At 72.9% G+C, this 21,797-nt stretch carries 18 protein-coding genes; 10 read left to right on the top strand and 8 right to left on the bottom strand.

The features are described from left to right. Nucleotides 1–8: 8 nt before the first annotated feature. Together HUT12_RS09425 and HUT12_RS09430 are read right to left on the bottom strand one after the other, a co-directional pair. On the bottom strand, nt 9–683 hold the full coding sequence (locus tag HUT12_RS09425) for a polysaccharide deacetylase family protein (RefSeq protein ID WP_176093131.1): 675 nt from the start codon (nt 681–683) through the stop codon (nt 9–11). A gap of 243 nt (nt 684–926) precedes the next feature. After that, complete coding sequence (locus HUT12_RS09430; RefSeq protein WP_176093132.1) at nt 927–2,549, bottom strand: glycoside hydrolase family 43 protein; 1,623 nt, start codon at nt 2,547–2,549, stop codon at nt 927–929. A gap of 255 nt (nt 2,550–2,804) precedes the next feature. Here HUT12_RS09430 and HUT12_RS09435 point away from each other — a divergent pair, with 255 nt between their 5' ends. The 4 genes from HUT12_RS09435 to HUT12_RS09450 all read left to right on the top strand — a co-directional run bounded on the left by HUT12_RS09435 (nt 2,805) and on the right by HUT12_RS09450 (nt 7,602). Beyond that, a complete protein-coding gene (locus tag HUT12_RS09435; RefSeq protein WP_131051335.1) occupies nt 2,805–4,100 on the top strand; it encodes an extracellular solute-binding protein in 1,296 nt (431 codons plus the stop codon). A 46-nt stretch (nt 4,101–4,146) separates the two neighbouring features. Beyond that, complete coding sequence (locus HUT12_RS09440; RefSeq protein ID WP_176093133.1) at nt 4,147–5,166, top strand: LacI family DNA-binding transcriptional regulator; 1,020 nt, start codon at nt 4,147–4,149, stop codon at nt 5,164–5,166. A 123-nt stretch (nt 5,167–5,289) separates the two neighbouring features. After that, nucleotides 5,290–6,315: a LacI family DNA-binding transcriptional regulator gene (locus HUT12_RS09445; protein ID WP_176093134.1), complete on the top strand. Its 1,026-nt coding sequence runs from the start codon at nt 5,290–5,292 to the stop codon at nt 6,313–6,315. A gap of 270 nt (nt 6,316–6,585) precedes the next feature. Beyond that, the gene (locus HUT12_RS09450) at nt 6,586–7,602 is read left to right on the top strand and encodes an NAD-dependent epimerase/dehydratase family protein (protein WP_176093135.1); all 1,017 of its coding nucleotides are present in this window, start codon (nt 6,586–6,588) and stop codon (nt 7,600–7,602) included. Nucleotides 7,603–7,669: 67 nt separating this feature from the next. Here the strand turns inward: HUT12_RS09450 and HUT12_RS09455 are convergent, their stop codons facing one another. Further along, nucleotides 7,670–8,644 carry a nitroreductase gene (locus HUT12_RS09455; RefSeq protein ID WP_176093136.1) on the bottom strand — a complete coding sequence of 325 codons (975 nt, stop codon included), beginning with the start codon at nt 8,642–8,644 and terminating at the stop codon, nt 7,670–7,672. A 210-nt stretch (nt 8,645–8,854) separates the two neighbouring features. Between HUT12_RS09455 and HUT12_RS09460 the strand changes: the two genes are divergently transcribed. Further along, nucleotides 8,855–9,493 (top strand): response regulator transcription factor, encoded by a 639-nt coding sequence (locus HUT12_RS09460; RefSeq protein ID WP_131051330.1) that lies wholly within the window; start codon nt 8,855–8,857, stop codon nt 9,491–9,493. A 21-nt stretch (nt 9,494–9,514) separates the two neighbouring features. Here the strand turns inward: HUT12_RS09460 and HUT12_RS09465 are convergent, their stop codons facing one another. Both HUT12_RS09465 and HUT12_RS09470 read right to left on the bottom strand, forming a co-directional pair. Next, nucleotides 9,515–11,143, bottom strand: a complete 1,629-nt coding sequence (locus HUT12_RS09465) for a GAF domain-containing sensor histidine kinase (RefSeq protein ID WP_236145563.1) — start codon at nt 11,141–11,143, stop codon at nt 9,515–9,517. Between the two features lie 125 nt (nt 11,144–11,268). Beyond that, nucleotides 11,269–12,354, bottom strand: a complete 1,086-nt coding sequence (locus HUT12_RS09470) for a nitroreductase (RefSeq protein ID WP_176093137.1) — start codon at nt 12,352–12,354, stop codon at nt 11,269–11,271. 108 nt (nt 12,355–12,462) lie between these two features. Between HUT12_RS09470 and HUT12_RS09475 the strand changes: the two genes are divergently transcribed. Further along, the gene (locus tag HUT12_RS09475) at nt 12,463–14,373 is read left to right on the top strand and encodes a heavy metal translocating P-type ATPase (RefSeq protein ID WP_176093138.1); all 1,911 of its coding nucleotides are present in this window, start codon (nt 12,463–12,465) and stop codon (nt 14,371–14,373) included. A 21-nt stretch (nt 14,374–14,394) separates the two neighbouring features. Here HUT12_RS09475 and HUT12_RS09480 read toward each other — a convergent pair whose 3' ends face one another. The 3 genes from HUT12_RS09480 to HUT12_RS09490 all read right to left on the bottom strand — a co-directional run bounded on the left by HUT12_RS09480 (nt 14,395) and on the right by HUT12_RS09490 (nt 18,639). Next, nucleotides 14,395–15,282: a universal stress protein gene (locus HUT12_RS09480; protein ID WP_176093139.1), complete on the bottom strand. Its 888-nt coding sequence runs from the start codon at nt 15,280–15,282 to the stop codon at nt 14,395–14,397. 12 nt (nt 15,283–15,294) lie between these two features. Beyond that, nucleotides 15,295–17,688, bottom strand: coding sequence for a phosphoketolase (locus HUT12_RS09485; RefSeq protein WP_176093140.1), 2,394 nt, complete (start codon nt 17,686–17,688; stop codon nt 15,295–15,297). A gap of 87 nt (nt 17,689–17,775) precedes the next feature. Beyond that, complete coding sequence (locus HUT12_RS09490) at nt 17,776–18,639, bottom strand: universal stress protein (protein ID WP_176093141.1); 864 nt, start codon at nt 18,637–18,639, stop codon at nt 17,776–17,778. A gap of 202 nt (nt 18,640–18,841) precedes the next feature. Between HUT12_RS09490 and HUT12_RS09495 the strand changes: the two genes are divergently transcribed. The 4 genes from HUT12_RS09495 (at nt 18,842) to HUT12_RS09510 (ending at nt 21,748) form a co-directional block, all read left to right on the top strand. After that, nucleotides 18,842–19,078, top strand: a complete 237-nt coding sequence (locus HUT12_RS09495) for an HTH domain-containing protein (protein ID WP_176093142.1) — start codon at nt 18,842–18,844, stop codon at nt 19,076–19,078. Continuing rightward, nucleotides 19,075–19,659 (top strand): Clp protease N-terminal domain-containing protein, encoded by a 585-nt coding sequence (locus HUT12_RS09500; RefSeq protein ID WP_254876759.1) that lies wholly within the window; start codon nt 19,075–19,077, stop codon nt 19,657–19,659. Before HUT12_RS09495 ends, HUT12_RS09500 begins: the two co-directional genes overlap by 4 nt. A gap of 99 nt (nt 19,660–19,758) precedes the next feature. Further along, entirely contained in the window at nt 19,759–20,745 is a 987-nt protein-coding gene (locus HUT12_RS09505; protein WP_236145559.1) for a diacylglycerol kinase family protein, read from the top strand. Next, nucleotides 20,738–21,748, top strand: coding sequence for a YihY/virulence factor BrkB family protein (locus HUT12_RS09510; RefSeq protein ID WP_131051320.1), 1,011 nt, complete (start codon nt 20,738–20,740; stop codon nt 21,746–21,748). Before HUT12_RS09505 ends, HUT12_RS09510 begins: the two co-directional genes overlap by 8 nt. Nucleotides 21,749–21,797: the final 49 nt, after the last annotated feature.

Here is a 21,797-nt window from a genome sequence, read left to right on the forward strand (position 1 = left end):
CTGGTCCGTCAGCGACTCACGGTGCTGCCGGGTAGGGCGAAGGTCCACCCTGCGGTACGCGCCAACGGCACGAAACGGTCGACAGCGTCGACGGTCTGGCTCCGGTCTCCGCCCCCGTCGTGCAGGAGCACCACCGCGCCGGGTGCGGCACCGTCGGTGAGTCGCCGCAGCAGTTCGTCGGTGCCGGGCGGCTCCCAGTCGGTGACGGCGAGCCGCCAGCCCATCGGCCGCATGCCGAGCGCGGCGGCGACGGTGGGGGTCTGGCCCCAGGCGCCGTACGGGGCACGGAAGTAGCCGACGCGGGCGTACGGGACGGCCTGCCGGATCACCGCGTTGGTCTCCAGCAGGTCCGACGCGATGCGACCGGCGGCCCAGTCACTCATGTCGTCGTGCCGCATCCCGTGGTTGCCGAGCACGTGGCCCTCGGCGGTGATCCGGCGGACCACCTCGGGATACCTCACGACCTGGTCGCCCCGGAGGAAGAAGACCGCCCGGACGTCGTGGTGGGCCAGCACGTCGAGCAGGCGTGGGGTGTGCACCGGATGCGGCCCGTCGTCGAAGGTGAGGCAGAGGACCTGCCCGGTGTCGATCACCTCGACCGGTCGAGCCGGTGGGGGCCCGATGCCCGACCGGAACGTGACGGCGGGGTAGGGGGCGTGGCGGGGCTGGGTGGACGGTGGCATCACCGGTGGCCTTCCGACAAGGTGGTGCGGCGAGTAGGTCGCGTGGGGCGCGAACCCGCCCCACCTGGCACGGCGACGATGCTGCGGTGGCGATGCGGTCGTTCCGGGAGCGTCCGGTAACTTGGTCGAAACGTTACGGCCGTCGATGCCGAGGCGTCAATGGTCGATACGTCCGACTCTCGGCATCTTGCCTGTTCAGGGCGCTGGAAAGCGATATCGAGAACTTTCCGGACGCCGCGCAGGTCAGTGGTCGAGGTAGGTGGCGTGGTCGAAGTCCGCGTACCGTCCGTCGCCACCGATGTCCTGCACCCAGAGTCCGAGCAGTGACCCGGTGAAACCCCAGGCGGTGAACTCTCCGCCGACCATCTCGGTGGCGTGCTCGTCGGAGAGGATGGTGGCGTCCAACTCGACCGGCACCTGCTGCCAGCCGGCACCCAGGTCGTACTCGAAGCGCAACACCGGGCCGTCGAAGGTCACCCGCAGGCCGACCTGGCGGGCGCCGCCGGTGTCGACGGTGAGCTGCGGGTACGCGGTACGTCGTCCCCGGTCGCAGCTGAGCACCTCCAGCACCACGCGCCCGTCGTCGGCCCGGGTCAGATAGAGGTGGTGCCAGTTCCGGGTGTTGTAGTACCCGGTCACGCCGGCCAGGTGCCGGTGATCACGCGGGTCGAACTCGACGACCGTCTCCAGCGAGCAGTGCGACGTGCGGACCCGGCGGGCGACCAGGCTCGGGGTCTGCTTGCCGGTCGGCGACTGTCCACCGTGCACGCGCAGGTACGAGGGGCGCGAGCGCAGGTCGATCCAGTCGTCGTCGGCCGGTCGGCGCAGCGTCGACCAGCACACCGCCAGTTCGGGCGCGTCGAAGTGGTCGACGGCCGGCTCCGGCGGCCACGGCTGTGTCGGCAGGTCCGGGGCGGGGGTCTCGTCGGCCGGGATGCCGCCGTCGACGCGGGGCCACCCGCCGGACGGCCAGTCGACCTTCTGCAGCGCGGTCTCCCGCCCCAGCACGCACGCGCCGAGCGGGGTGTACGGGCGGCCGACGAGGTGTGCCATGTACCACTCGCCGTGCGGGGTCTGGACCAGGCTGCCGTGTCCGGCCTTCTGCAACCTGAGGTCGGGGCGGCCGACGGAGGTGAGCATCGGTCCGGCCGGGTCGACCTCGTACGGCCCGAACAGCTCGCGCGAGCGGGCCACCGTGACCTGGTGTTCCCAGCTCGTGCCGCCCTCGGCGGTGACCAGCCAGTACCAGCCGTCACGGCGGTACAGGTGCGGTCCCTCGGTGAGGCCGACCTCGGTGCCGGTGAAGATGATCCGCGGCTCACCGAGCATGCGCCTGCCGACCGGGTCGTACTGCTGGATCTCGATGCCGCCGAAGCGGTCGCGGCCCGGACGCCACTCGGCGCTGAGCGCGAGCACCCAGGTGGTGCCGTCGTCGTCGTGGAAGAGGGCCGCGTCGAAGCCGTGCGAGTGCAGCCGGACCGGCTCCGACCAGGGGCCGGTGATGCTCGGTGCGGTGGTGAGGAGGTTCTGTGCGTCCCAGTAGCCGCCCGCGAAGCTGGCCACGTCGCTGTAGACGAGGTGGAACAACCCGTCGTGATGGGTCAGGTCGGGTGCCCAGATACCGGCGGCGTCGTCGCAGCCGCGCAGGTCGAGCAGGCGGCGGTCGGTGACGATCCCGCCCGTGTCACGCCAGTGCACCAGGTCCGTGGAATGGTGCACGCGCACGCCCGGATACCACTCGAAGGTCGAGGTCGCCAGGTAGTAGTCGTCGTCGACGCGCAGGATCGACGGATCGGGATGGAATCCGGCGAGGATCGGGTTCCGGATCGACCGGGTGGTGGCCACGTCCGCGGTCTCGGCCGACATGCGCTGCTCCTTCAGGCTTCGAACCCGGTGGATTTCCGGAAGTGGGCTGCGGGAACCTCCCAAGATTCGGCTCACCGTAGCGGGTAGTGTCTGCATACGACAGCCCTCTTGACCGCGTACGTCGACGCGTCGTAACGTGCCGGCCATCACGACGAAAATACCGGCAACGGGTTGAAACTTTCGAACTGCCATTCGCGGCCTGTCGCCGATCGCAGTGCCTCTATGCGTACGTCACCGGTTGTCGAAGGGATACAGATGACAGCGCCCGTCTCCCGCAGGTCACTACTCGGCCTGGCCGGTCTCGGCGCCAGCGCCTTCCTGCTCGGAGGATGCGGAGGGGACGATTCCGACAGCCCCGGCACCCCGCAGACGGTCAAGTGGTGGCACATCCAGAACACCGAGCCGATGCTGCCGGTCTGGGCCGACCTGGCGCGGGTGTACTCGGGCCGGCACCCGAACGTGACGTTCGAGATCGAGCCGCTGGAGAACGAGGTCTTCAAGACCGAGCTGGCCGAGATCACCAAGAAGGGCACGCCACCGGACCTGTTCCAGTCGTGGGGCGGTGGCCTGTTGCAGCAGCAGGTGGAAGCGGGCCTGGTCAAGGACATCACCGCCGAGGTGGAGCCGTGGATCGGGCAGTTGCTGCCCGCCGCGTTGCAGCCGTACACGATCGACGGACGGATCTACGGCATCCCGTTCGACGTCGGCATGACCGGCTTCTGGTACAACCGGGACCACTTCTCCGACGCCGGCATCACCTCGCCGCCCACCACCTGGGCCGGGCTGCTGGAGGCGGTCGGCAAGCTCAAGGCGCGGGGCATCACCCCCATCGCGCTCGCCGGCAAGGACAAGTGGCCGGGGCACTTCTACTGGGCGTACCTCGCGATGCGCGTCGGTGGCCTGGAGGCCCTGCGCGTCGCGGGTGAGACCGGCAACTTCGACACCCCGGAGTTCGTCGCCGCGGGGGAGCGCCTGAAGGAGCTGGTCGATCTCAAGCCGTTCCAGCGGAACTGGCGCTCCGCGGAGTACGGCACGGCGGACGGGCAGGGCGCGGCGATGGGCAACGGCGAGGCCGCCATGGAGCTGATGGGCCAGTGGGCGCCCTCGATCCAGGCGTCGTCGTCGAACAGCAAGCTCGGCATCGGCAACCAGCTCGGCTTCTTCACCTTCCCGACGGTGGAGGGCGGTAAGGGTGCCGCCACCGACGCGTTCGGCGGCGGCAACGGCTTCGCGGTCGGCCGCGACGCTCCGCCCGCGACGGTGGACTTCCTGCGCATGCTGCTGCGGTCGGAGAACCAGCGCCGGGCCGCCGAGACCGGTGCCGTGCTCCCCACCAACCTGGCCGCCGTCGGCCGGATCAAGGACCCGAACAACCAGGTGGTGGCGGCGCACCTGGCGGTCGCGACCGGGTTCCAGCTCTACCTCGACCAGGCGTACCCGCCGGCGGTCGGTCAGCAGGTCAACAACAGCGTCGCCGAGCTGATGATCGGCCGTAAGCGGCCGGATCAGATCCTCAAGGACATCACCGCGGTGGCGAAGAGCCAGCAGTGACGCCTCCGTCGGCGGCGTCCATCGAGCGAGCAGATGGAGGCGCCGCGTGGCTGCCAGTGACAACCGCACAGTGACCATCGCGGCGATCGCCCGTCTGGCCGGCGTGTCGGTGCCGACCGTGTCGCGGGTGATCAACGGGCGTTCGGACGTGGCTCCGCAGACGCGTCAGCGGGTGGAGGAGTTACTCACGCGGCACGGGTACCGGCGGCGTCCGCCGAGTATGCGGGCGAGTTCGGGGTTGGTGGACCTGGTCTTCAACGATCTGGACAGTCCGTGGGCGGTGGAGATCATTCGGGGTGTGGAGGATGTCGCGCACGCCGCCGGGGTGGGCACGGTGGTCTCCGCCATCCACCGCCGTACCTCCTCGGCCAAGCAGTGGCTGGACAACATCCGGACCCGCTCCACCGAAGGGGTCATCTTCGTCACCTCCACCCTGGAGGCGCCGCAGCAGGCCGAGTTGCGTCGCCTCAACATCCCGGTGGTGATCGTCGACCCGGCCGGTGTCCCCGCCCAGGACGCGCCGACGATCGGTGCCACGAACTGGGCCGGCAGTCTGCGGGCCACCGAGTATCTGATCGGGCTGGGACACCGCCGGATCGGGTTCGTCGCCGGCCTGCCGCAGTTGATGTGCAGCCGGGCCCGGATGGACGGCTACCGCGCGGCACTGGAGACGGCCGGTATCCCCGTCGACGACCGGTTGATCCAGGTCGGTAACTTCTATCACGAGGCCGGGTTCTCCGGCGGGGTGCGGTTGCTCGGGCTGGCCGATCCGCCGACCGCGATCTTCGCGTCCAGCGACCAGATGGCGTTGGGGGTGTACGAGGCGGTCCGGCAGCGGGGTCTGCGGGTGCCGGACGACGTGAGCGTGGTGGGTTTCGACGACCTTCCCGAGGTGCGCTGGTCATCGCCGCCGATGACGACGGTGCGTCAGCCGTTGGCCGAGATGGGGATGCTGGCGGCGCGTACGGTGCTGCGGTTGGCCAAGGGCGAGAAGGTGGAGAGCCCCCGGATCGAGCTGGCCACCGAATTGGTCGTCCGGGACAGCGCGGCGGCACCGAGGAGCTGACCGCCGACGGCCCGACGGATCTGCCCCACCTCCCGGTATGCGGGTGAAAATTCCGGCACTAGGGTGGGGGTTGTCGGCTGCCTCGCCGGGTGGGTCGCCGTACCGGGTTGGGTGGGTGGAGCTGTGGTTGCCAGAGAGACCCCCAGGGTCACGATTTCGGCGATCGCCGATCTGGCCGGCGTGTCGGTGCCGACCGTGTCGCGGGTGATCAACGGGCGTTCGGACGTGGCTCCGCAGACGCGTCAGCGGGTGGAGGAGTTACTCACGCGGCACGGGTACCGGCGGCGTCCGCCGAGTATGCGGGCGAGTTCGGGGTTGGTGGACCTGGTCTTCAACGATCTGGACAGTCCGTGGGCGGTGGAGATCATTCGGGGTGTGGAGGATGTCGCGCACGCCGCCGGGGTGGGCACGGTGGTCTCCGCCATCCACCGGCAGGCCGCCTCCGCCGAGCAGTGGTTGACCAGCCTGCGCGGGCGGGGCACCGAGGGCGTCATCTTCGTGACCTCGATGGTCGAAGCGCCGATGCGGGCCGAGTTGCGCCGGATGGACGTCCCGGTGGTGATCGTCGACGCCGACGGCCTGCCGCCGCAGGACGCGCCGACGGTCGGCGCCACGAACTGGGCCGGAGGGCTGCGGGCCACCGAGTATCTGATCGGGCTGGGACACCGGCGGATCGGGTTCATCGCCGGGCCGCCGCAGTTGATGTGCAGCCGGGCCCGGATGGACGGCTACCGGGCGGCGCTGGAGGCCGCCGGGTTGGGCTTCGACGACGCGTTGGTCTGCCCGGGCGACTTCTATCACGAGTCCGGTTTCGTGGGCGGCACCCGGCTGCTGGGGTTGGCCGATCCACCGACGGCGATCTTCGCGTCCAGCGACCAGATGGCGTTGGGGGTGTACGAGGCGGTCCGGCAGCGGGGTCTGCGGGTGCCGGACGACGTGAGCGTGGTGGGTTTCGACGACCTTCCCGAGGTGCGCTGGTCATCGCCGCCGATGACGACGGTGCGTCAGCCGTTGGCCGAGATGGGGATGCTGGCGGCGCGTACGGTGCTGCGGTTGGCCAAGGGGGAGAGGGTGGAGAGCCCCCGGATCGAGCTGGCGACCGAGTTGGTGGTCCGGGACAGCGCCGCCGCCCGACCGACGATCGGTTGATCTACCGATATTTTTCCGGAAGTTGTTGACGGGCGTCTCGGTGGCGACGACGATTTAGCGTGCCAACCTTCGATGAAGGAGCCGGCCAGGGGTGCCCGCCGTGCCCGCGGCACCGCCCTGCCGAAGCCCGTGCCCGGCGCACGCCACTGGCGGACGCCGGGCACGGCACTGTCACGTCGGGCACGGTGCGGTCCGGCTTCTGCCCAGGGCAGATCCGCTGAGGGTGAACGATCTGTCCCACCACGCCCGACACCCGGCAGGGTGGACCACATGAGAATGCTCATGCTGGGCGGCAGCGGGTTCGTGGGCCGGGCGACGGTCGCCGAGGGCGTCCGTCGTGGATGGACGGTGGCCGTGTTCAACCGGGGGCGGCACGGGGCTCCTCCGGACGGCGTACGGCACCTGACCGGCGACCGCACCACAGCGGACGGGCTGGCCGCGCTGGCCGACGGCGAGTGGGACGTGGTGGTCGACACCTGGGACGGTGCGCCCCGGGACGCCCTCGCCGGCGCACGGATGCTCGCCGGGCGGGTCGGGCACTACGTCTACGTCTCCTCCGGATCGGTCTACGCGCCGCCGGTGCCCGCCGGGGTGACCGAGGACGACGCGGTGGTCGACGCCGACCCGGCCGCCGCCGACGGCGACTACCCGACACTCAAGCGCGGCAGCGAGCGGGCGGTCCAGGAGGTCTTCGGCGACCGGTCGTTGTTGGCCCGGGCCGGGCTGATCCTCGGCCCGGGCGAGGACATCGGTCGGCTGCCGTGGTGGTTGACCCGTGTCGCCCGGGGCGGTGACGTGCTCGCGCCCGGTCCCGCCGACCTGCCGGTGCAGTACGTCGACGTGCGCGACCTGGCCGTCTTCCTGCTCGACGCCGGGGCCGCCGGCCTCGCCGGCCCGGTCAACGTGGTGGACCGTCCCGGGCACACCACCATGGGTGGACTGCTCGCCGCCGCCGTCACGGCGACCGGTGCCGACGCCTCGCTGCGGTGGGTCGCGCCGGAGCGTCTGCGCGACGCGGGCGTGTCCCCGTGGAGCGAGTTGCCGGTGTGGCTGCCGCCCGGCCACGAATACCGGTGGATGCAGCAGATCGACGTCAGTCGGGCGTACGCCGCCGGGTTCACCGGTCGGCCGGTGTCCGACACCGTCACCGACACCTGGGAGTGGTTGCGCCGAGTGGGCGAGGTGCCCGCGCGGGCGGGGCGGCCGGCCCGAGAGCCGGTGGGTCTCGACCCGACCCGGGAGGCCGCCCTGCTCGCCGAGTTCGGCACGGGCGACCCGGCCCGCTGAGTGTCGGCCCGCTGAGCGTCGGCCCGGCCCTCCCCGCGACGTCGCCCGGTCCACCCCTCGTCGGCGGTCAGCCGAGGTGCACCGGCAGGTCCAGCGTCTCGTCGACCGGGCGGCGTGGGGTGGGCCGGCCGGGCCGACCGAACCCGATCCGCATCACCATCTGCGGGGTGCCGAACCGGCCCAACGACATCCGGAGCTGCTCACGGGCCGAGGGCACCTCGATCGGCTGGGACAGCATCGACACCGACAGCCCGGAGTCGGTGGCGGTGAGCAGGACCCGCTGCAACGCCTGTCCGGCGACGACCTGGTCGACGGCGGTGTTACCGGCCGAACCGAGTACCGCCACCAGGGGCTCCGGCTCGAAGTCGCGGCCGGGTGCGCGCGGGGCGCCGCCGAAGCCACGTGACGGCAGCAGGTCCTGCGGTTCGGCCTGCGGCCCGCCGGCCAGTGCCGGCACCCCGTCGGGCGCGGGCTCGGCGCGTACCCAGGTGAGGCGTTCGGCCCGGTAGGCGGGATCACGTTCGAGGACGCGGTGCGCGCCACGGGCGATCTCGGCGAAGGCGGTGACCGCGCTCACCCCGATCAGCAGTTCCAGCCAGCAGTACTCGGCGCGGGCCGCCTCGCCGAGGCGCCAGCGGGTGTCGGCGGGCACCGGGTCGGGCCAGAACCGGGCGCGGTTGCTGAACCGGCGGTGGATCGCCGCGTGCAGGTTCTGCTCGGTCGGGGTCGGTCGGCGCGGCAGGTCCGGCACCAACCGGGCCAGCACGGTCGGTTCCGCCGGGTACGGCCGCAGCCGGACGGTGGCCGGGTTTCCCGCCACCGCCAGCGCCAGACGCAGGTTGAACAGTGCCGCGCCACCGGCGACCCGGGCACCCCAGCCGCTCGGGTCGGTGGCGGGTAGTCCGCGTCGCGGGTCGAGAAGCACCTCGATGCCGCCGTCGCGCAGCCGGAACCGCCAGGGCTGGACGTTGTGCAGGGACGGCGCCCGCACCGCGTCGGCCGCGGCGACCCGAAGCTGCTCGACGGTGTAGCCGGTCTCCATGGTCCTGCCCCCTCACGCTCGCCGGTACCACCCCACGGTGCGCCTCGGCGACCCCCGCCCAGCAGGGCCACACGTCCCGAACCCCCGGGACACCCCGCCCCTCACCCGGGACCGTGCACCGGCGTCGACTCCATCTCCGACCAGGGGACGGTGGCGGGTCGGGACCTTCGGCCCGTGCGTGCGGTGGGGGAGAACGGGTAGAAACGAAGGATGATCCGGGTGTTCCTGCTCGACGACCACGAGGTCGTCCGTCGTGGCCTTGCCGACCTGCTCCAGGCCAGCGGCGACATAGAGGTGGTCGGCGAGTCCGGCTCCGCGCCGGAGGCCGCCCGCCGGATCCCGGCGCTCCGCCCCGACGTGGCGATCCTCGACGCCCGGCTACCCGACGGCAACGGCATCGACGTGTGCCGGGACGTGCGGGCCGTGGACTCCTCGATCAAGGGCCTGATCCTCACCTCGTACGAGGACGACGAGGCGCTGTTCGCGGCGATCATGGCCGGTGCCTCCGGGTACGTGCTCAAGCAGATCCGCGGCACCGACCTGGTCGACGCGGTGCGCCGGGTGGCGGGCGGGCAGTCGCTGCTCGACCCGGCGATCACCACCCGCGTCCTGGACCGCATCCGCAGCGGGGTGGAGCAGCCACGCGAGTTGCAGTCCCTCACCGAGCAGGAACGGCGGATCCTGGAGTACGTCGCCGAGGGCCTGACCAACCGGGAGATCGCCGGCAAGATGTTCCTGGCCGAGAAGACGGTCAAGAACTACGTCTCCAGCGTGCTGGCCAAGCTCGGCCTGGAACGGCGTACCCAGGCCGCTGTGCTCGCCACCCGGCTGCTCGGCAAGTCCCGCTGACCGTACGCGGGCACCCGCCGGTCAGTCCCGCAGCGGGATCGACCAGCGCAGTTCGGTGCCGTGCGGACGGGCCGGGCGTACCTCGAAGGTGCCGTCGTGGCGTTCCGCGCGCTCGCGCAGGTTCACCAGCCCGCCCCGGGCGGCGGCCGGGTCGCATCCCACCCCGTCGTCGGTGACGAGCACGGTCACCCGACCGCCGTCGACCCGTACCGACACCGTCACGGCCGACGCCTCGGCGTGGCGTACCGCGTTGGACAGGGCCTCGCGGAGCACGGCGGTGAGATCGGGGCGGACCGCGTCCGGGACGGCGCTGTCGACCGGGCCGTTCAGCTCCAGCCGGGGACGGAAGCCCAACGACTCGGCCGCCACCTCCACCGCCTCGCGGATCTCGGTGCGCAGCGCCGCGCTCACCGGACTGCGCAGCTCGAAGATGGTGCGGCGGATGTCGGAGATGGTGGCGTCCAGGTCGTCGACCGCCGCGTTGATGCGTTTGGTCAACTCGGGCCGCGTGGCCAGCGGCACCGCGCTCTGCAGGTGCAGGCCGGTGGCGAACAACCGCTGGATGACCACGTCGTGCAGGTCACGGGCGATGCGTTCGCGGTCCTCCAGGACCACCAACTGCTCGCGTTCCTCCTGGCCGCGTGCGCGTTCCATGGCCAGCGCGGCCTGCCCGGCGAAGCTGCCGAGCAGCGCCACGTCCTCGTCGGTGGCGCCACCGTGCTCGACGGCGTGCGCGATCACCAGGACGCCGTGCAGGGTGTCGGCGGTGGCCAGCGGCGAGATCACCGCCGGGCCGGTGTGCAGCACCGCCGGCCAGGGAGCGGCGTGGGCGAGGTCGTCCACCGAGTCGTGCCGGCCCTCGGCGATCGGCCCGGCGAAACTGGTGTCCGCCGCCGGCAGCACGGTGCCGACCAGCGCGCGGGCCTGGCTGCCGGCACCGTCGACCACCTCGACCGTGAAGTGGTCGGCCTCGTCGTCGTAGAGCAGCACCAGGGCCAGCTCGGCCTCGGCGACCTCGCGGGCCCGTCGCGCCACCAGCGTCAGCGCGTCGGTGCGGCGGACCTCGCCGAGCAACAGTGAGGTGATCTCGGCGGTGGCGGCGAGCCAGCGTTCCCGCCGGTGCGCCAGCGCGTACAACCGGGCGTTCTCGATCGCCACCCCGGCCGCCGCGGCGAGGGCCACGACGATCTCCTCGTCGTCGTCGGTGAACTGCGCGCCGCCCTGCTTCTCGGCCAGATAGAGGTTGCCGAAGACCTGGTCGCGGATGCGGACCGGCACGCCGAGGAAGGTGTGCATCGGCGGGTGGTGCGGCGGGAACCCGTAGGAGCGCGGATGCTGGGTGATGTCCGGCATCCGCAGCGGCTTCGGATCGTCGATCAGCAGGCCGAGCACGCCCCGGCCGTGCGGCAGATCACCGATGGTGGCGTGCAGCTCGGGGGAGATGCCGTGGGTGATGAAGTCGTGCAGCGTCCGGTCGGTGCCGATCACGCCGAGCGCGCCGTACCGGGCGCCGGCCAGGTCGCAGGCGGACTGCACGATCCGTTGCAGCGTGCTGCGCAGGTCCAGGTCGGTGCCGATGCCGACCACCGCGTCGAGCAGGGCCCGCAGCCGTTCCCGGCTGGTCATCACCTCCCCGACCCGGTCGAGCATCTCCTGGAGCAGCTCGTCCAGGTGGACGCGGGAGAGCGGGCTGAGGCCGAGGGAGGGCGGCTCGTGCCGGGGGTGGGGTTCGCCGACGGTCACCCGGCGATGCTAACCGGCGGGCGGCCGTCGGCTCATCCCGCTGTTCCCTCCACCGCCGAGGTGTCCACCACCTGCGCGCGATCCAGTCGCTGCGTGTGCGGCGGACCCGCGTGCGCCGGGTCCGCGACGCCGAGTCGCAGGACGAGGTACGGGTGGCCGAGCCCGGCCAGCACCCCCCGCAGGACCTGCCGGGTCGCCGGCACCTCGACCACCCCGCTCAGCGGCACCACCGAGACACTTAGCCGGGTGGCGGTCAGCCAGGCGGCGGAGAGCGCCTCACCGGCGCGCAGCCAGTCCACCGGCTCGTCCTCGTCGCCGTAGAGCACCGCGTACGACGCGGCCCGGTCGTGGCCCGGCCCCACCGGCAGCGTCCCCGGGCGTCCGAAGTCCCGGCCCGGCACGGTGGTCTGCGGGGCCTGCTCGGGCAGCACCTCGGAGGTCAACCCGGTCCCGGCGGCCCGGCTGGTCCAGTAGTCCAGTTCCTCGCGCAGCCGGGAGTCGTCGGCCTCGACGGTGGCGGCGCGCGAGGCGGCGGCGGCCAACTCCAGCACCTGGTCGCGATCGAGGATCTCCAACCGGGCGCCCTCCTGGCGGGCGGCCGTGCTGACCGCGTCCAGTCGCTCGTCGCCGACCGGCTCGTCGCTGACCGGTCGACGGTCGGTGTGCCTGACCTGCATGCACTGGACGGTCCGCATGGCGTCCGGGTCGGCCCCGCTGGGCCGCAGGTCGGTCAGCCGGGCGAGCAGCTCCGGCTCGGCCGGGTCGGGCATCCGCCGTACGGTCGCCGTCCACCCCTCGGCGGCCAGCGCCAACCGGGCGTGGTGCAGTGCCGCCCCGCAGCTCAACCGGACCAACTCGCCGTCCGGGTCGGTCGCCGCCAACTGCGGGTCGTGGACCATCCGCAGCTCCAGCGCGTCGGGCAGGACCCGCCAGCGCCACGGCTGCGCGTTGTGCACCGAGGGCGCCCGACCGGCCATCGTGGCGGCCTCCGCGAGCGCGGTGGGCAGCGGGCGATGCGTGGCCGGCGTCTGGTGGCTCATTGTCACGACCTTTCGTCTCTGCTCATCGTGCCGCACCTCGGTGCGGCCGTGGGCCGGGTCTGGCCCATCATGCGACATCCGCCGGGGGCACGCACGGTCCCAACGTCCCGGCACCGAGGGGTAGTTCGGCCCGGGATCTGGCCGGAGTGCCCGACGGTGGGGCGCGGTGCCTGCGACGATCCGCGCATGGCGGAACCGACGTCGAACGCGCCGGACCACGGTCCCCGCGAGTGCCTGGCGCCGCGCCCCGTGCCGTCGGGTGGACCACGGTGGTGGTGGCTGTGGGCGCCGCTGACCGCACTGACCGCGTTGGTCCTGGCCGGAGCGGCGGCACGACTGGCGGGACGGGTCGGGGTCGCTGACGCGCTGTGGGCGGCGGCCACTCTCGTCGCGTTGCTGCCGGCGGCCGCCTCGATGCTGCGCGAGCTGTGGCGGCGACGTTTCGGCGTGGACGTGATCGCCGTCCTCGCGTTGGCCGGGGCGCTCGTCGTCGGCGAGTACCTGGCCGGTGCGGTGGTCGCGCTGATGTTGGCGACCGGCCGGACGCTGGAGGCGTACGCGCACCGGCGGGCGACCCGTGACCTGCGCTCCCTGCTCGCCCGTGCCCCGCGTACCGCCCGTCGGCGTACCGCCGACGGCGGCGTCGAGGTGGTGCCGGTGGACCGGCTGGCGGCCGGGGACCGGTTGCTGGTCGGCCCCGGTGACGTGGTCGCCGTCGATGGTGTCGTGGAGTCCGCGGCGACCCTCGACGAGTCGGTGGTGACCGGGGAGTCCCGGCTGGTCGAGCGGGCGTCGGGCGAGCGGGTGGCCAGTGGGGTGGTCAACGCCGGGGCGGGCTTCGGACTGCGGGCCACCGAGAGCGCCACCCGCAGCACGTACGCGGGGATCGTCCGGTTGGCCGAGGAGGCGACCGCCCGCAAGGCGCCGACGGTGCGGCTGGCGGACCGCTACGCCGCCGCCTTCGTGCCGTTCACCCTCGTCGTGGCCGGTCTGGGCTGGTTGCTGTCCGGTGAGTTCCTGCGGGCGGTGGCGGTGCTGGTGGTGGCGACCCCGTGCCCGCTGCTGCTGGCCACCCCGATCGCCATCGTCAGCGGGCTGTCCCGGGTCGCCCGGCGGGGGATGCTGGTGCGCGACGGCGGTTCGCTGGAGGTGCTCGGTCGCGCCCGTACCCTGCTGGTCGACAAGACCGGCACGCTCACCCTGGGCCGACCGAGGGTGGCCGACCTGGTGGTGGCCCCCGGCGGCGACGCCGACGAGATGCTGCGTTCGGCCGCCTCGGTGGAACAACTCTCCCCGCACGTGTTGGCGGCGGCGCTGGTCCATGATGCCCGGGGACGCGGGATGCGGCTGGTGGCGCCGACGGAGGTGACCGAGGAGGCGGGCCGGGGAGTGCGCGGGCGGGTGGGTGGACGACGGATCCGCGTCGGTCAGCTCGACGCCGACCCGCCGCCGTGGGCGGTGCCGGTCCGGACCCGCGCCGAACAGGCCGGACACAGCGTGGTCTGGGTGTCCGACGAGACCGGGCCGTTCGGCGCGGTGGTGCTGGAGGATCCGGTACGCCCGGACGCCCGCCAGGTGGTGGACCGGCTGCGGAAGGCCGGGATGACCCGGATCGTGATGGTCACCGGCGACCGCCCGGAGACGGCGCACCGGGTCGCGCGGGACGTCGGCGTGGACGACGTGCTGGCCCGGTGCACCCCGACGGAGAAGGCGGCCCGGGTCCGCGCCGAGGCGGGGCGGGCGGTCACCGTGATGGTCGGCGACGGTGTCAACGACGCGCCCGCCCTGGCGGAGGCGCACGTCGGGGTGGCGATGGGCGCCACCGGGGCCACCGCCTCCGCCGACGTCGCCGACGCCGTGCTGAGCGTCGACCGGCTCGACCCGCTCGCCGACGCGGTGGAGGTGGCGCGTCGCGCCCGGCGGATCGCGGTGCAGAGTGCCACGGTGGGGATGGGCCTGGCGGTCGTCGCGATGGGGTTCGCGGCGGCCGGGAAGCTGCCACCGGTGGCCGGTGCGTTCCTCCAGGAGGGCATCGACGTGTTGGTGATCCTCAACGCCCTGCGGGCGCTGGGCGGCGGGCCGCGCCGACCGGCCTGACACCGGTCGGCGCGGATCGCCTCAGCGTTCCCGGACGACCGCCACCGGGCAGTGCGCGTGCTGGATGAGCTGCTGGCTGACCGAGCCGAGCAGCATGCCGCGCAGGCCGCCCCGGCCCCGGGTGCCGACCACCACCAGTTGCGACCGGCGGCTGGACTCGATCAGCAGCCCGGCCGGTGCGGAGGTGCCCGTCTCGACGCTCACCTCGACGTCGGGGAAGGTCTCCCGCCAGCGGCGCACCGCCTCGTCCAGTTCCGCGCGGTCCTCGGCCATGGCCGCGTCCCGGGCCTGCTCTCCGGTGAGGTTCGCCTGCTCGCCCCTGGGCTGCCAGGAACGCAGCACCCGCAGCGGCACCCTGCGCAGGGCGGCCTCCTCGACGGCGTAGCCGAGGGCCACCAGCGAGGGTTCGGAGCCGTCCACCCCGACGGTGACGTGCCCGGACCGGGCGGCGTCGGCGGTGTCGCGGCGAACCACCACCACCGGGCAGTGCGCGTGCGCGGTGACGCTGACCGCCGTGGATCCGGCGAGCAGGCCGGCGAAGCCGCCGTGTCCCCGGCCGCCCAGCACCACCAGGTCGGCCTCCGCCGAACTCTCCTCTAGCACCAGGGCGGGCGGGCCGTCGCGGACCTCACCGTGCACGGTCAGCTCGGGGTTGGCCGCACCGGCGTCCGCGGCGGCCTTGCCCACCAACTCCTCGACCTGCTGACGGGCCTGCTCGTCGGGCCACATGCCGGGCGTGACTCCGGGACCGACCCAGCCGGCCACGGTGAGCCACTCGAAGACGTACACCAGCCGGACCGGTCGGCCGGACCGGCGGGCCTGGTCCAGCGCCCAGTCCAGGGCCGCGGCCGCGTCCGGCGAGCCGTCGTAGCCCACCACGATCTCCGCGCCGTTCGTACTCCCGGTCATGGTGTCTCCTTCTCAGGGGTTGGTGGGGTCGGTCTCGCGGACCCAGCGCCACTCGGCGACCCGGGGGTCGTCCTCACCGAACCGGCGGGTGTGGTCGCGGGCCGCGTCGCGGGCGTCGGCCATCTCCTGCCGCAGGTACGCCACCCGGTCGCCGAGCCCCGGCACCCGGTCGATCACGTCGATGACGAGGTGGAACCGGTCCAGGTCGTTGAGCATCACCATGTCGAAGGGCGTGGTGGTGGTGCCCTCCTCCTTGTACCCGCGTACGTGCAGGTTGCGGTGGTTGGTGCGGCGGTAGGTGAGCCGGTGGATCAGCCACGGGTAGCCGTGGTAAGCGAAGATGATCGGCTTGTCGCGGGTGAACAGCGTGTCGAACTCGTTGTCCGGCAGGCCGTGCGGGTGCTCGCTCGACGGCTGGAGCCGCATCAGGTCGACCACGTTGATCACCCGGACCTTCAGGTCGGGCAGGTGCCGGCGCAGCAGGTCCGCCGCCGCCAGGGTCTCCAGGGTGGGCACGTCACCGGCGCAGGCGAGGACCACGTCCGGCTCGCTGCCGCCGTCGGTGCCGGCCCAGTCCCAGATGCCCACCCCGCGCCGGCAGTGCTGCACGGCCTCGTCCATGGTCAGCCAGTTCGGCGCGGGCTGCTTGCCGGCCACCACCACGTTGACGTAGTGCCGGCTGCGCAGGCAGTGGTCCATGGTGGAGAGCAGGGTGTTCGCGTCCGGCGGCAGGTACACCCGGACGACCTCGGCCTTCTTGTTCATCACGTGGTCGATGAAGCCCGGGTCCTGGTGCGAGAAGCCGTTGTGGTCCTGCCGCCAGACGTGGCTGGAGAGCAGATAGTTCAGCGATGCCACCGGCATCCGCCAGGGGATGTCCCGGGTCACCTTGAGCCACTTCGCGTGCTGGTTCACCATCGAGTCGACGATGTGGATGAACGCCTCGTAGCTGGTGAAGACGCCGTGCCGCCCGGTCAGCAGATAGCCCTCCAGCCAGCCCTGGCACAGATGCTCGGAGAGCACCTCCATCACCCGGCCGTCGGGGGAGAGGTGGTCGTCGCCGGGGACCGTGGCGCCCATCCAGGCCCGGTCGGTGACCTCGAAGGCCGCCTGGAGCCGGTTGGAGGCCACCTCGTCCGGCCCGAACAGCCGGAAGGTCTGCGGGTTCGCGGCGATCACGTCCCGGATCCACCGGCCCAGTACGCCGGTGGCGCCGGTGGCCGTCGCACCGGGACGTGGCACGTCCACCGCGTAGTCGCGGAAGTCCGGCAGGACCAGGTCACGCAGCACCGACCCGCCGTTGGCGACCGGGTTGGCGCTCATCCGCCGATCCCCGGTGGGCGGCTGGGCGGTCAGCTCCGGGACCGGGGCGCCGGTGGCGTCGAACAGCTCCTCCGGGCGGTAGCTGCGCAGCCAGCGCTCCAACTCGGCCAGGTGCTCCGGGTTGCTGCGGACGTTCGACAGGGGCACCTGGTGGGCGTGGTACGTGCCCTCGACCTGCTTGCCGTCGACCTCGCGCGGACCGGTCCAGCCCTTCGGCGTACGCAGCACGATCATCGGCCAGCGCGGACGCTCGGTGGTGGCTCCGGACCGGGCCCGACGCTGGATCTCGGCGATCTCGTCCAGCGCCCGGTCCAGAGTGGCGGCGAGTGCCTCGTGCACGGCGGCGGGTTCGTCACCGGCCACCACGTACGGCTGGTAGCCGAAGCCGCGCATCATGGCGAGCAGGTCGGACTCGGGGATCCGGTCCAGCACCGTCGGGTTGGCGATCTTGTAGCCGTTGAGGTGCAGGACGGGCAGCACCGCGCCGTCCCGGGCGGGGTTGAGGAACACGGTCGACAGCCAGCTCCCGGCCAACGGGCCGGTCTCCGCCTCGCCGTCCCCGATGACACAGGCCACCAGCAGGTCGGGGTTGTCGAACGCGGCACCGTAGGCGTGGCTGAGCGCGTACCCCAGCTCGCCGCCCTCGTGGATCGAGCCCGGCACCTCCGCCGCCACATGGCTGGGGATGCCGCCGGGGAAGGAGAACTGGCGGAACAGCCGGGCCATGCCGGCCTCGTCGCGGCCGACGCCCGGATACCGCTCGCTCCAGGTGCCCTCCAGCCAGGTGTTCGCGACGATCGCCGGACCGCCGTGACCGGGGCCGGTGACGAAGAGGGCCGACAGGTCCCGGTCGACGATCACCCGGTTCAGGTGGGCGTAGATCAGGTTCAGGCCGGGCGAGGTGCCCCAGTGCCCCAACAGCCGGGGCTTGACGTGCTCCGCCGTCAGCGGTTCGCGGAGCAGGGGATTGTCGAGCAGGTAGATCTGCCCGACGCTGAGATAGTTCGCGGCCCGCCAGTAGGCGTCGAGGCGGCGCAGTTCCTCGTCGGTCAGGGTGCTCGGGATGTCCACGGCCGTGTCCATACTGCTTGAGCCTCTCGCGGGTCGGTGGATTCTGCATCCGCAGCGCGGGTTTCCTGCCTCCAGCTTTCCGGGATCGGCGGGCGTGGATCAGGGCCGTTGGTCCCGCCCGGCCGGGTGTCCTGGCCCGTCGTCGGCGGGCGGCCCGGAGACGCCCCGGACCACCAGCACCGGGGCCGGGGCGTGGTAGAGCAGCGACTGGCTGACCGCGCCGAGCATGCCGCGCCACGGTTCGTCACCGCGCGCGGCGACCACCACCAACTGCGCGGCGCGCGACTGTTCGACCAGGACGTCACCCGGTTCGCCCCGGACGACCCGGCACTCCACCATGACGCCGCGCTGCCCGGCACCGTGTCGGGCCACGAGCGCGGCGAGCCGGTCGGCGGCCTCACCCACCGCCGCGTCGGACTCGACCACCCAGACCACCAGCAGGTGCGAACGGTGCCGGCTGGCGCAGGCGTACGCCCAGGCCAGGGCGATCTCGGCGGACGCCGAGCCGTCCACACCGACCAGGACCGGCCCGGTCGGCGGGGGTTCCTGGCGGGCGACCAGCACCGGGCAGTCGGCGCGGGCGGCCACCTGGACGGCGGGACTGTCGGCCGGGATGCAGCGGTCGCAGTGGGCCATGCCGCCGTCCCCGACGGCCACCAGGAACGCCGTCTCGGACTTGCGGACCAGCGTCGCCACCGCCGAACCCTCGATGATCTCGGCGGTGACCGGGACGTCCGGCTCGCTCTGGTTGGCCGCCACGGTGGCCTCGGCGAGTAGTTCCTCGGCGTGCGAGCGGGACGCGGTGACCGCGGGCGCCTCCATCGCGGCCCAGTTGAACGCGTGCATCAGGTGCAGCGCACGGCCGTGGGCGGCGGCCACCCGCGCGGCGGTACGGGCCACCGGCAGCGCGCCGTCCGGACCGACGCCGACCAGCACCGGCGTCGTCCCGCTGCCTAGGGCCATCCGCCATCACCCCCGCAGCTGCGTTCGGCCTGCTGTTGAGGCTAGTCGCGCCGGTGCGGCCCCGGGGCGTGATCGCCCGACGGCCGCCCTGCTCAGGACGCCGATCCCACCCGGAGCACGACCGCGCTGGCGGGTGGCGCGGACCGACGCCGGGTGTCAACCGGGATTGACAGGCTCGGGCTTGTCAATGTAAGTTGACGCCATGAGTCAGGCGACGGAACTCGCGGCCGCAGCGGGCAGCACCGACCCCAGGGTCGGGCTACGCGCGGTCCGCGCCCTGCGCCGGCTGCTCGAACGGCTCGAGGTGGTCCAGGTCGACAACGCCCGCCGACAGGGCTGGTCCTGGCAGGAGATCGCCGAGGCGCTCGAGGTCAGCCGGCAGGCGGTCCACAAGAAGCACGCCGGGCGACCGGCGGTCGGATCCTCCCGGGAGGCATGATGTTCGAACGGTTCACCGACCGCGCCCGCACCGTGGTGCGGCACGCACGCGACGAGGCGCGGGCCGAGGGGCGAGGACCCGTCGGCACCGAGCACCTGCTGCTCGGCATCCTCGCCGACGGCGACGCGCTGGCCGTCCGGGTGCTCCGCGACGTCGGGGTCACCGGTGACGACCTGCGGGAGCGGGTACGCCGCCACACCGTCCGGGGCGACGACGGGCTCGCCGAGGCCGACGCCGCCGCGCTGCGGGAGATCGGCATCGACCTGGCCGCGATCGTGGCCCGGATCGAGGAGTCCTTCGGCCCGGACGCGTTGCGTGAGGCCGTGCCGGCACCGCGTCGCCGCTGGGGTCGGCTCCGGCGGCACCCGGGCGGGCCGTTCTCCGCCCGCGCCAGGAAGGTGCTGGAGCTCTCCCTGCGCGAGGCGATGCGGCTGCGGCACCGGCACATCGGCACCGAGCACCTCCTGCTGGGGCTGCTCCGCGAGGGCAACGGGCTGGCCGCGCTGGTGCTCACCGAGGCCGGGGTGGACCTGGCCGACGTACGCCGCCGGGTGGAGACCGCGCTGCGGGCCGCCGCCTGAGCCGCCACGCCACGGGTCGGCGTCACACCTGTCGGGTGGGTGAACCTGGTCACCCGGCGTCGGGTCGCCGAACCGCCTACCGTGCCGCACACTGACGCCGTGGAAGCTGGACGAGACGGACAGGCCCTGCGCAGTGCGGTCGTGGTCAACCCGGTCAAGGTGGAGGATCTCGACACGTTCCGCCGCACGGTCGTCGACGCGCTCGCCGCCGCCGGCTGGCCCGAGCCGCTGTGGCTGGAGACCACCGTCGACGACCCCGGGCGCGGCCAGACCGAGCAGGCCCTGGCCGAGGGCGTCGACGTGGTCTTCGCCTGCGGCGGCGACGGCACCGTGATGGCCTGCGTCAGCGCGCTGGTCGGCACCGAGGTGGCCCTCGCCGTCCTTCCCCAGGGCACCGGGAACCTGCTCGCCGCCAACCTGGGACTCTCCACCGACCTGGCCGCCGGGATCGAGGTGGCCGTCGAGCGCGGACGGCGTCTGCTCGACGTCGGCGAGGTCGACGGGCAGCACTTCGCGGTGATGGCCGGCATGGGCTTCGACGCCCAGATGCTCGCCGCCACCAACGAGACGACGAAACGGCGGATCGGCTGGCCGGCGTACGTCGTGGGCGCCGCCCGGCACCTGCGCGACCGCCCGATGCGGGTGTCGATCTCGCTGGACGACCAGCCGCCGCTGCGCCGCCGCGCCCGCTCGGTGCTGGTCGCCAACGTCGGTCGGCTCCAGGGCGGCGTACGCCTGCTCACCGAGGCCGAACCCGACGACGGCTACCTCGACGTCGCCGTGCTCACCCCGCACCGGTTGCGACACTGGATCAGGCTCGGCTGGGCGGTGGTACGCCGCCGCGACCGGGTGCCCCGGATGGAGGTCTTCCGGGCCCGCCGGGTGACCATCACCAGCAACCGCCCCCAGCCGCGCGAACTGGACGGCGACCTGATCGAGCCCGGCCACGAGCTGAGCGTGCAGATCCGTCGACGGGCCCTGTGGCTGTGCGTACCGCAGCCGGAGAGCACACCCGACCTGGCCGAGGACGCGTCCGGCGCCGCCGAGCGGGGTGAGCGGCTCATCGAGGAGGGCCGGGGTGAGTAGCACCAAGATGGTGCCGGAGACCCGGCTGATGGCCGACGAGCAGCTCTGCGCCGACCACGCCTGGCAGACGCTGCGCCGCGAGGGCGGCTGGCACCTGCTGCACGACGCCTTCGTCCGGTTCCGCTACGGCGACGGGTTCAGCCACGCCCGCGCCTTCGCCTTCCAGCTCTGCCTGGCCGTGGTGCCGTTCCTGATCGCGCTGACCGGGCTCATCTCGGAGCTGGGGGCGGCCGAGGGCGGCGAGGTGGTGGCCGACACCGTCCTCGCGCTCACCCCCGGCGCCAGCGAGGCGGTCGTCGCCGATCTGCTCGGCGAGGGCGCGGGCGGCGAACGCGTCGAGGACATCGGCGAGGTGGCGCTGGCCCTCGGCCTCGGCACCGGGCTGGTCGCGCTGACCAGCACGATGGCGCAGATCGAGCGGGGCGCCAACCGGATCTACGGCGTCGAGCGAGACCGCCCCGCCCTGCGGAAGTACCTGCGCGCCGCGGTGCTCGCCGTCGTCGCCGGCATACCGGCGCTGACCGGGTTCCTCATCCTCGTCGGCGGCGGCCCGATGGGCGACTCGGTGGAACGCCGCTACGCCTGGGGCGAGTGGGCCGCCATCCTCTGGGACGTGGTGCGCTGGCCGCTCAGCCTCGCGCTGACCGTGCTGGCCGTCGCGGTGCTGTTCCGGTACGCCCCACGTCGCCGTCAACCCGGCCTGTCCTGGCTGCTCTTCGGCGCCGGCATCGCCACCGCGCTCTGGTGGCTGGCCAGCCTGCTGCTCGCCGGCTACGTGCGGTTCAGTGAGGACTTCGGCCAGACGTACGGCGCGCTGACCGGCATGATGGCGTTGTTGCTCTGGGCCAACCTCACCGGCATGGCGCTCTTCGGCGGGCTGGCCTTCGCCGCCCAACTGGAGGCGGTCCGCATCGGTGTGTCCGAGCCCGCCAAGCCGGACCTGTGGAAGCCGAACGCCCCACGTGCGGGTCTGCACGACACCGGCGAGATGACCGCGCTCTAGACGCCCGCCGTCCGGGCCGGAACGTCCTTCTCCACCCGGGCGGGTGTAC

Origin of the sequence: Verrucosispora sp. NA02020 (genome assembly GCF_013364215.1) — a bacterium.
Lineage (GTDB): Bacteria > Actinomycetota > Actinomycetes > Mycobacteriales > Micromonosporaceae > Micromonospora.

What these genes read in the sequence shown, in the direction of transcription:
- HUT12_RS09495 (WP_176093142.1), top strand. Translation starts at nt 18,842, where the DNA reads ATGAGTCAGGCGACGGAACTCGCGGCCGCAGCGGGCAGCACCGACCCC.
- HUT12_RS09470 (WP_176093137.1), bottom strand. Translation starts at nt 12,354, where the DNA reads ATGTCGCATGATGGGCCAGACCCGGCCCACGGCCGCACCGAGGTGCGG.
- HUT12_RS09450 (WP_176093135.1), top strand. Translation starts at nt 6,586, where the DNA reads ATGAGAATGCTCATGCTGGGCGGCAGCGGGTTCGTGGGCCGGGCGACG.
- HUT12_RS09430 (WP_176093132.1), bottom strand. Translation starts at nt 2,549, where the DNA reads ATGTCGGCCGAGACCGCGGACGTGGCCACCACCCGGTCGATCCGGAAC.
- HUT12_RS09435 (WP_131051335.1), top strand. Translation starts at nt 2,805, where the DNA reads ATGACAGCGCCCGTCTCCCGCAGGTCACTACTCGGCCTGGCCGGTCTC.
- HUT12_RS09485 (WP_176093140.1), bottom strand. Translation starts at nt 17,688, where the DNA reads ATGGACACGGCCGTGGACATCCCGAGCACCCTGACCGACGAGGAACTG.
- HUT12_RS09425 (WP_176093131.1), bottom strand. Translation starts at nt 683, where the DNA reads ATGCCACCGTCCACCCAGCCCCGCCACGCCCCCTACCCCGCCGTCACG.
- HUT12_RS09460 (WP_131051330.1), top strand. Translation starts at nt 8,855, where the DNA reads ATGATCCGGGTGTTCCTGCTCGACGACCACGAGGTCGTCCGTCGTGGC.
- HUT12_RS09500 (WP_254876759.1), top strand. Translation starts at nt 19,075, where the DNA reads ATGATGTTCGAACGGTTCACCGACCGCGCCCGCACCGTGGTGCGGCAC.
- HUT12_RS09465 (WP_236145563.1), bottom strand. Translation starts at nt 11,143, where the DNA reads ATGCTCGACCGGGTCGGGGAGGTGATGACCAGCCGGGAACGGCTGCGG.
- HUT12_RS09490 (WP_176093141.1), bottom strand. Translation starts at nt 18,639, where the DNA reads ATGGCCCTAGGCAGCGGGACGACGCCGGTGCTGGTCGGCGTCGGTCCG.
- HUT12_RS09475 (WP_176093138.1), top strand. Translation starts at nt 12,463, where the DNA reads ATGGCGGAACCGACGTCGAACGCGCCGGACCACGGTCCCCGCGAGTGC.
- HUT12_RS09480 (WP_176093139.1), bottom strand. Translation starts at nt 15,282, where the DNA reads ATGACCGGGAGTACGAACGGCGCGGAGATCGTGGTGGGCTACGACGGC.
- HUT12_RS09455 (WP_176093136.1), bottom strand. Translation starts at nt 8,644, where the DNA reads ATGGAGACCGGCTACACCGTCGAGCAGCTTCGGGTCGCCGCGGCCGAC.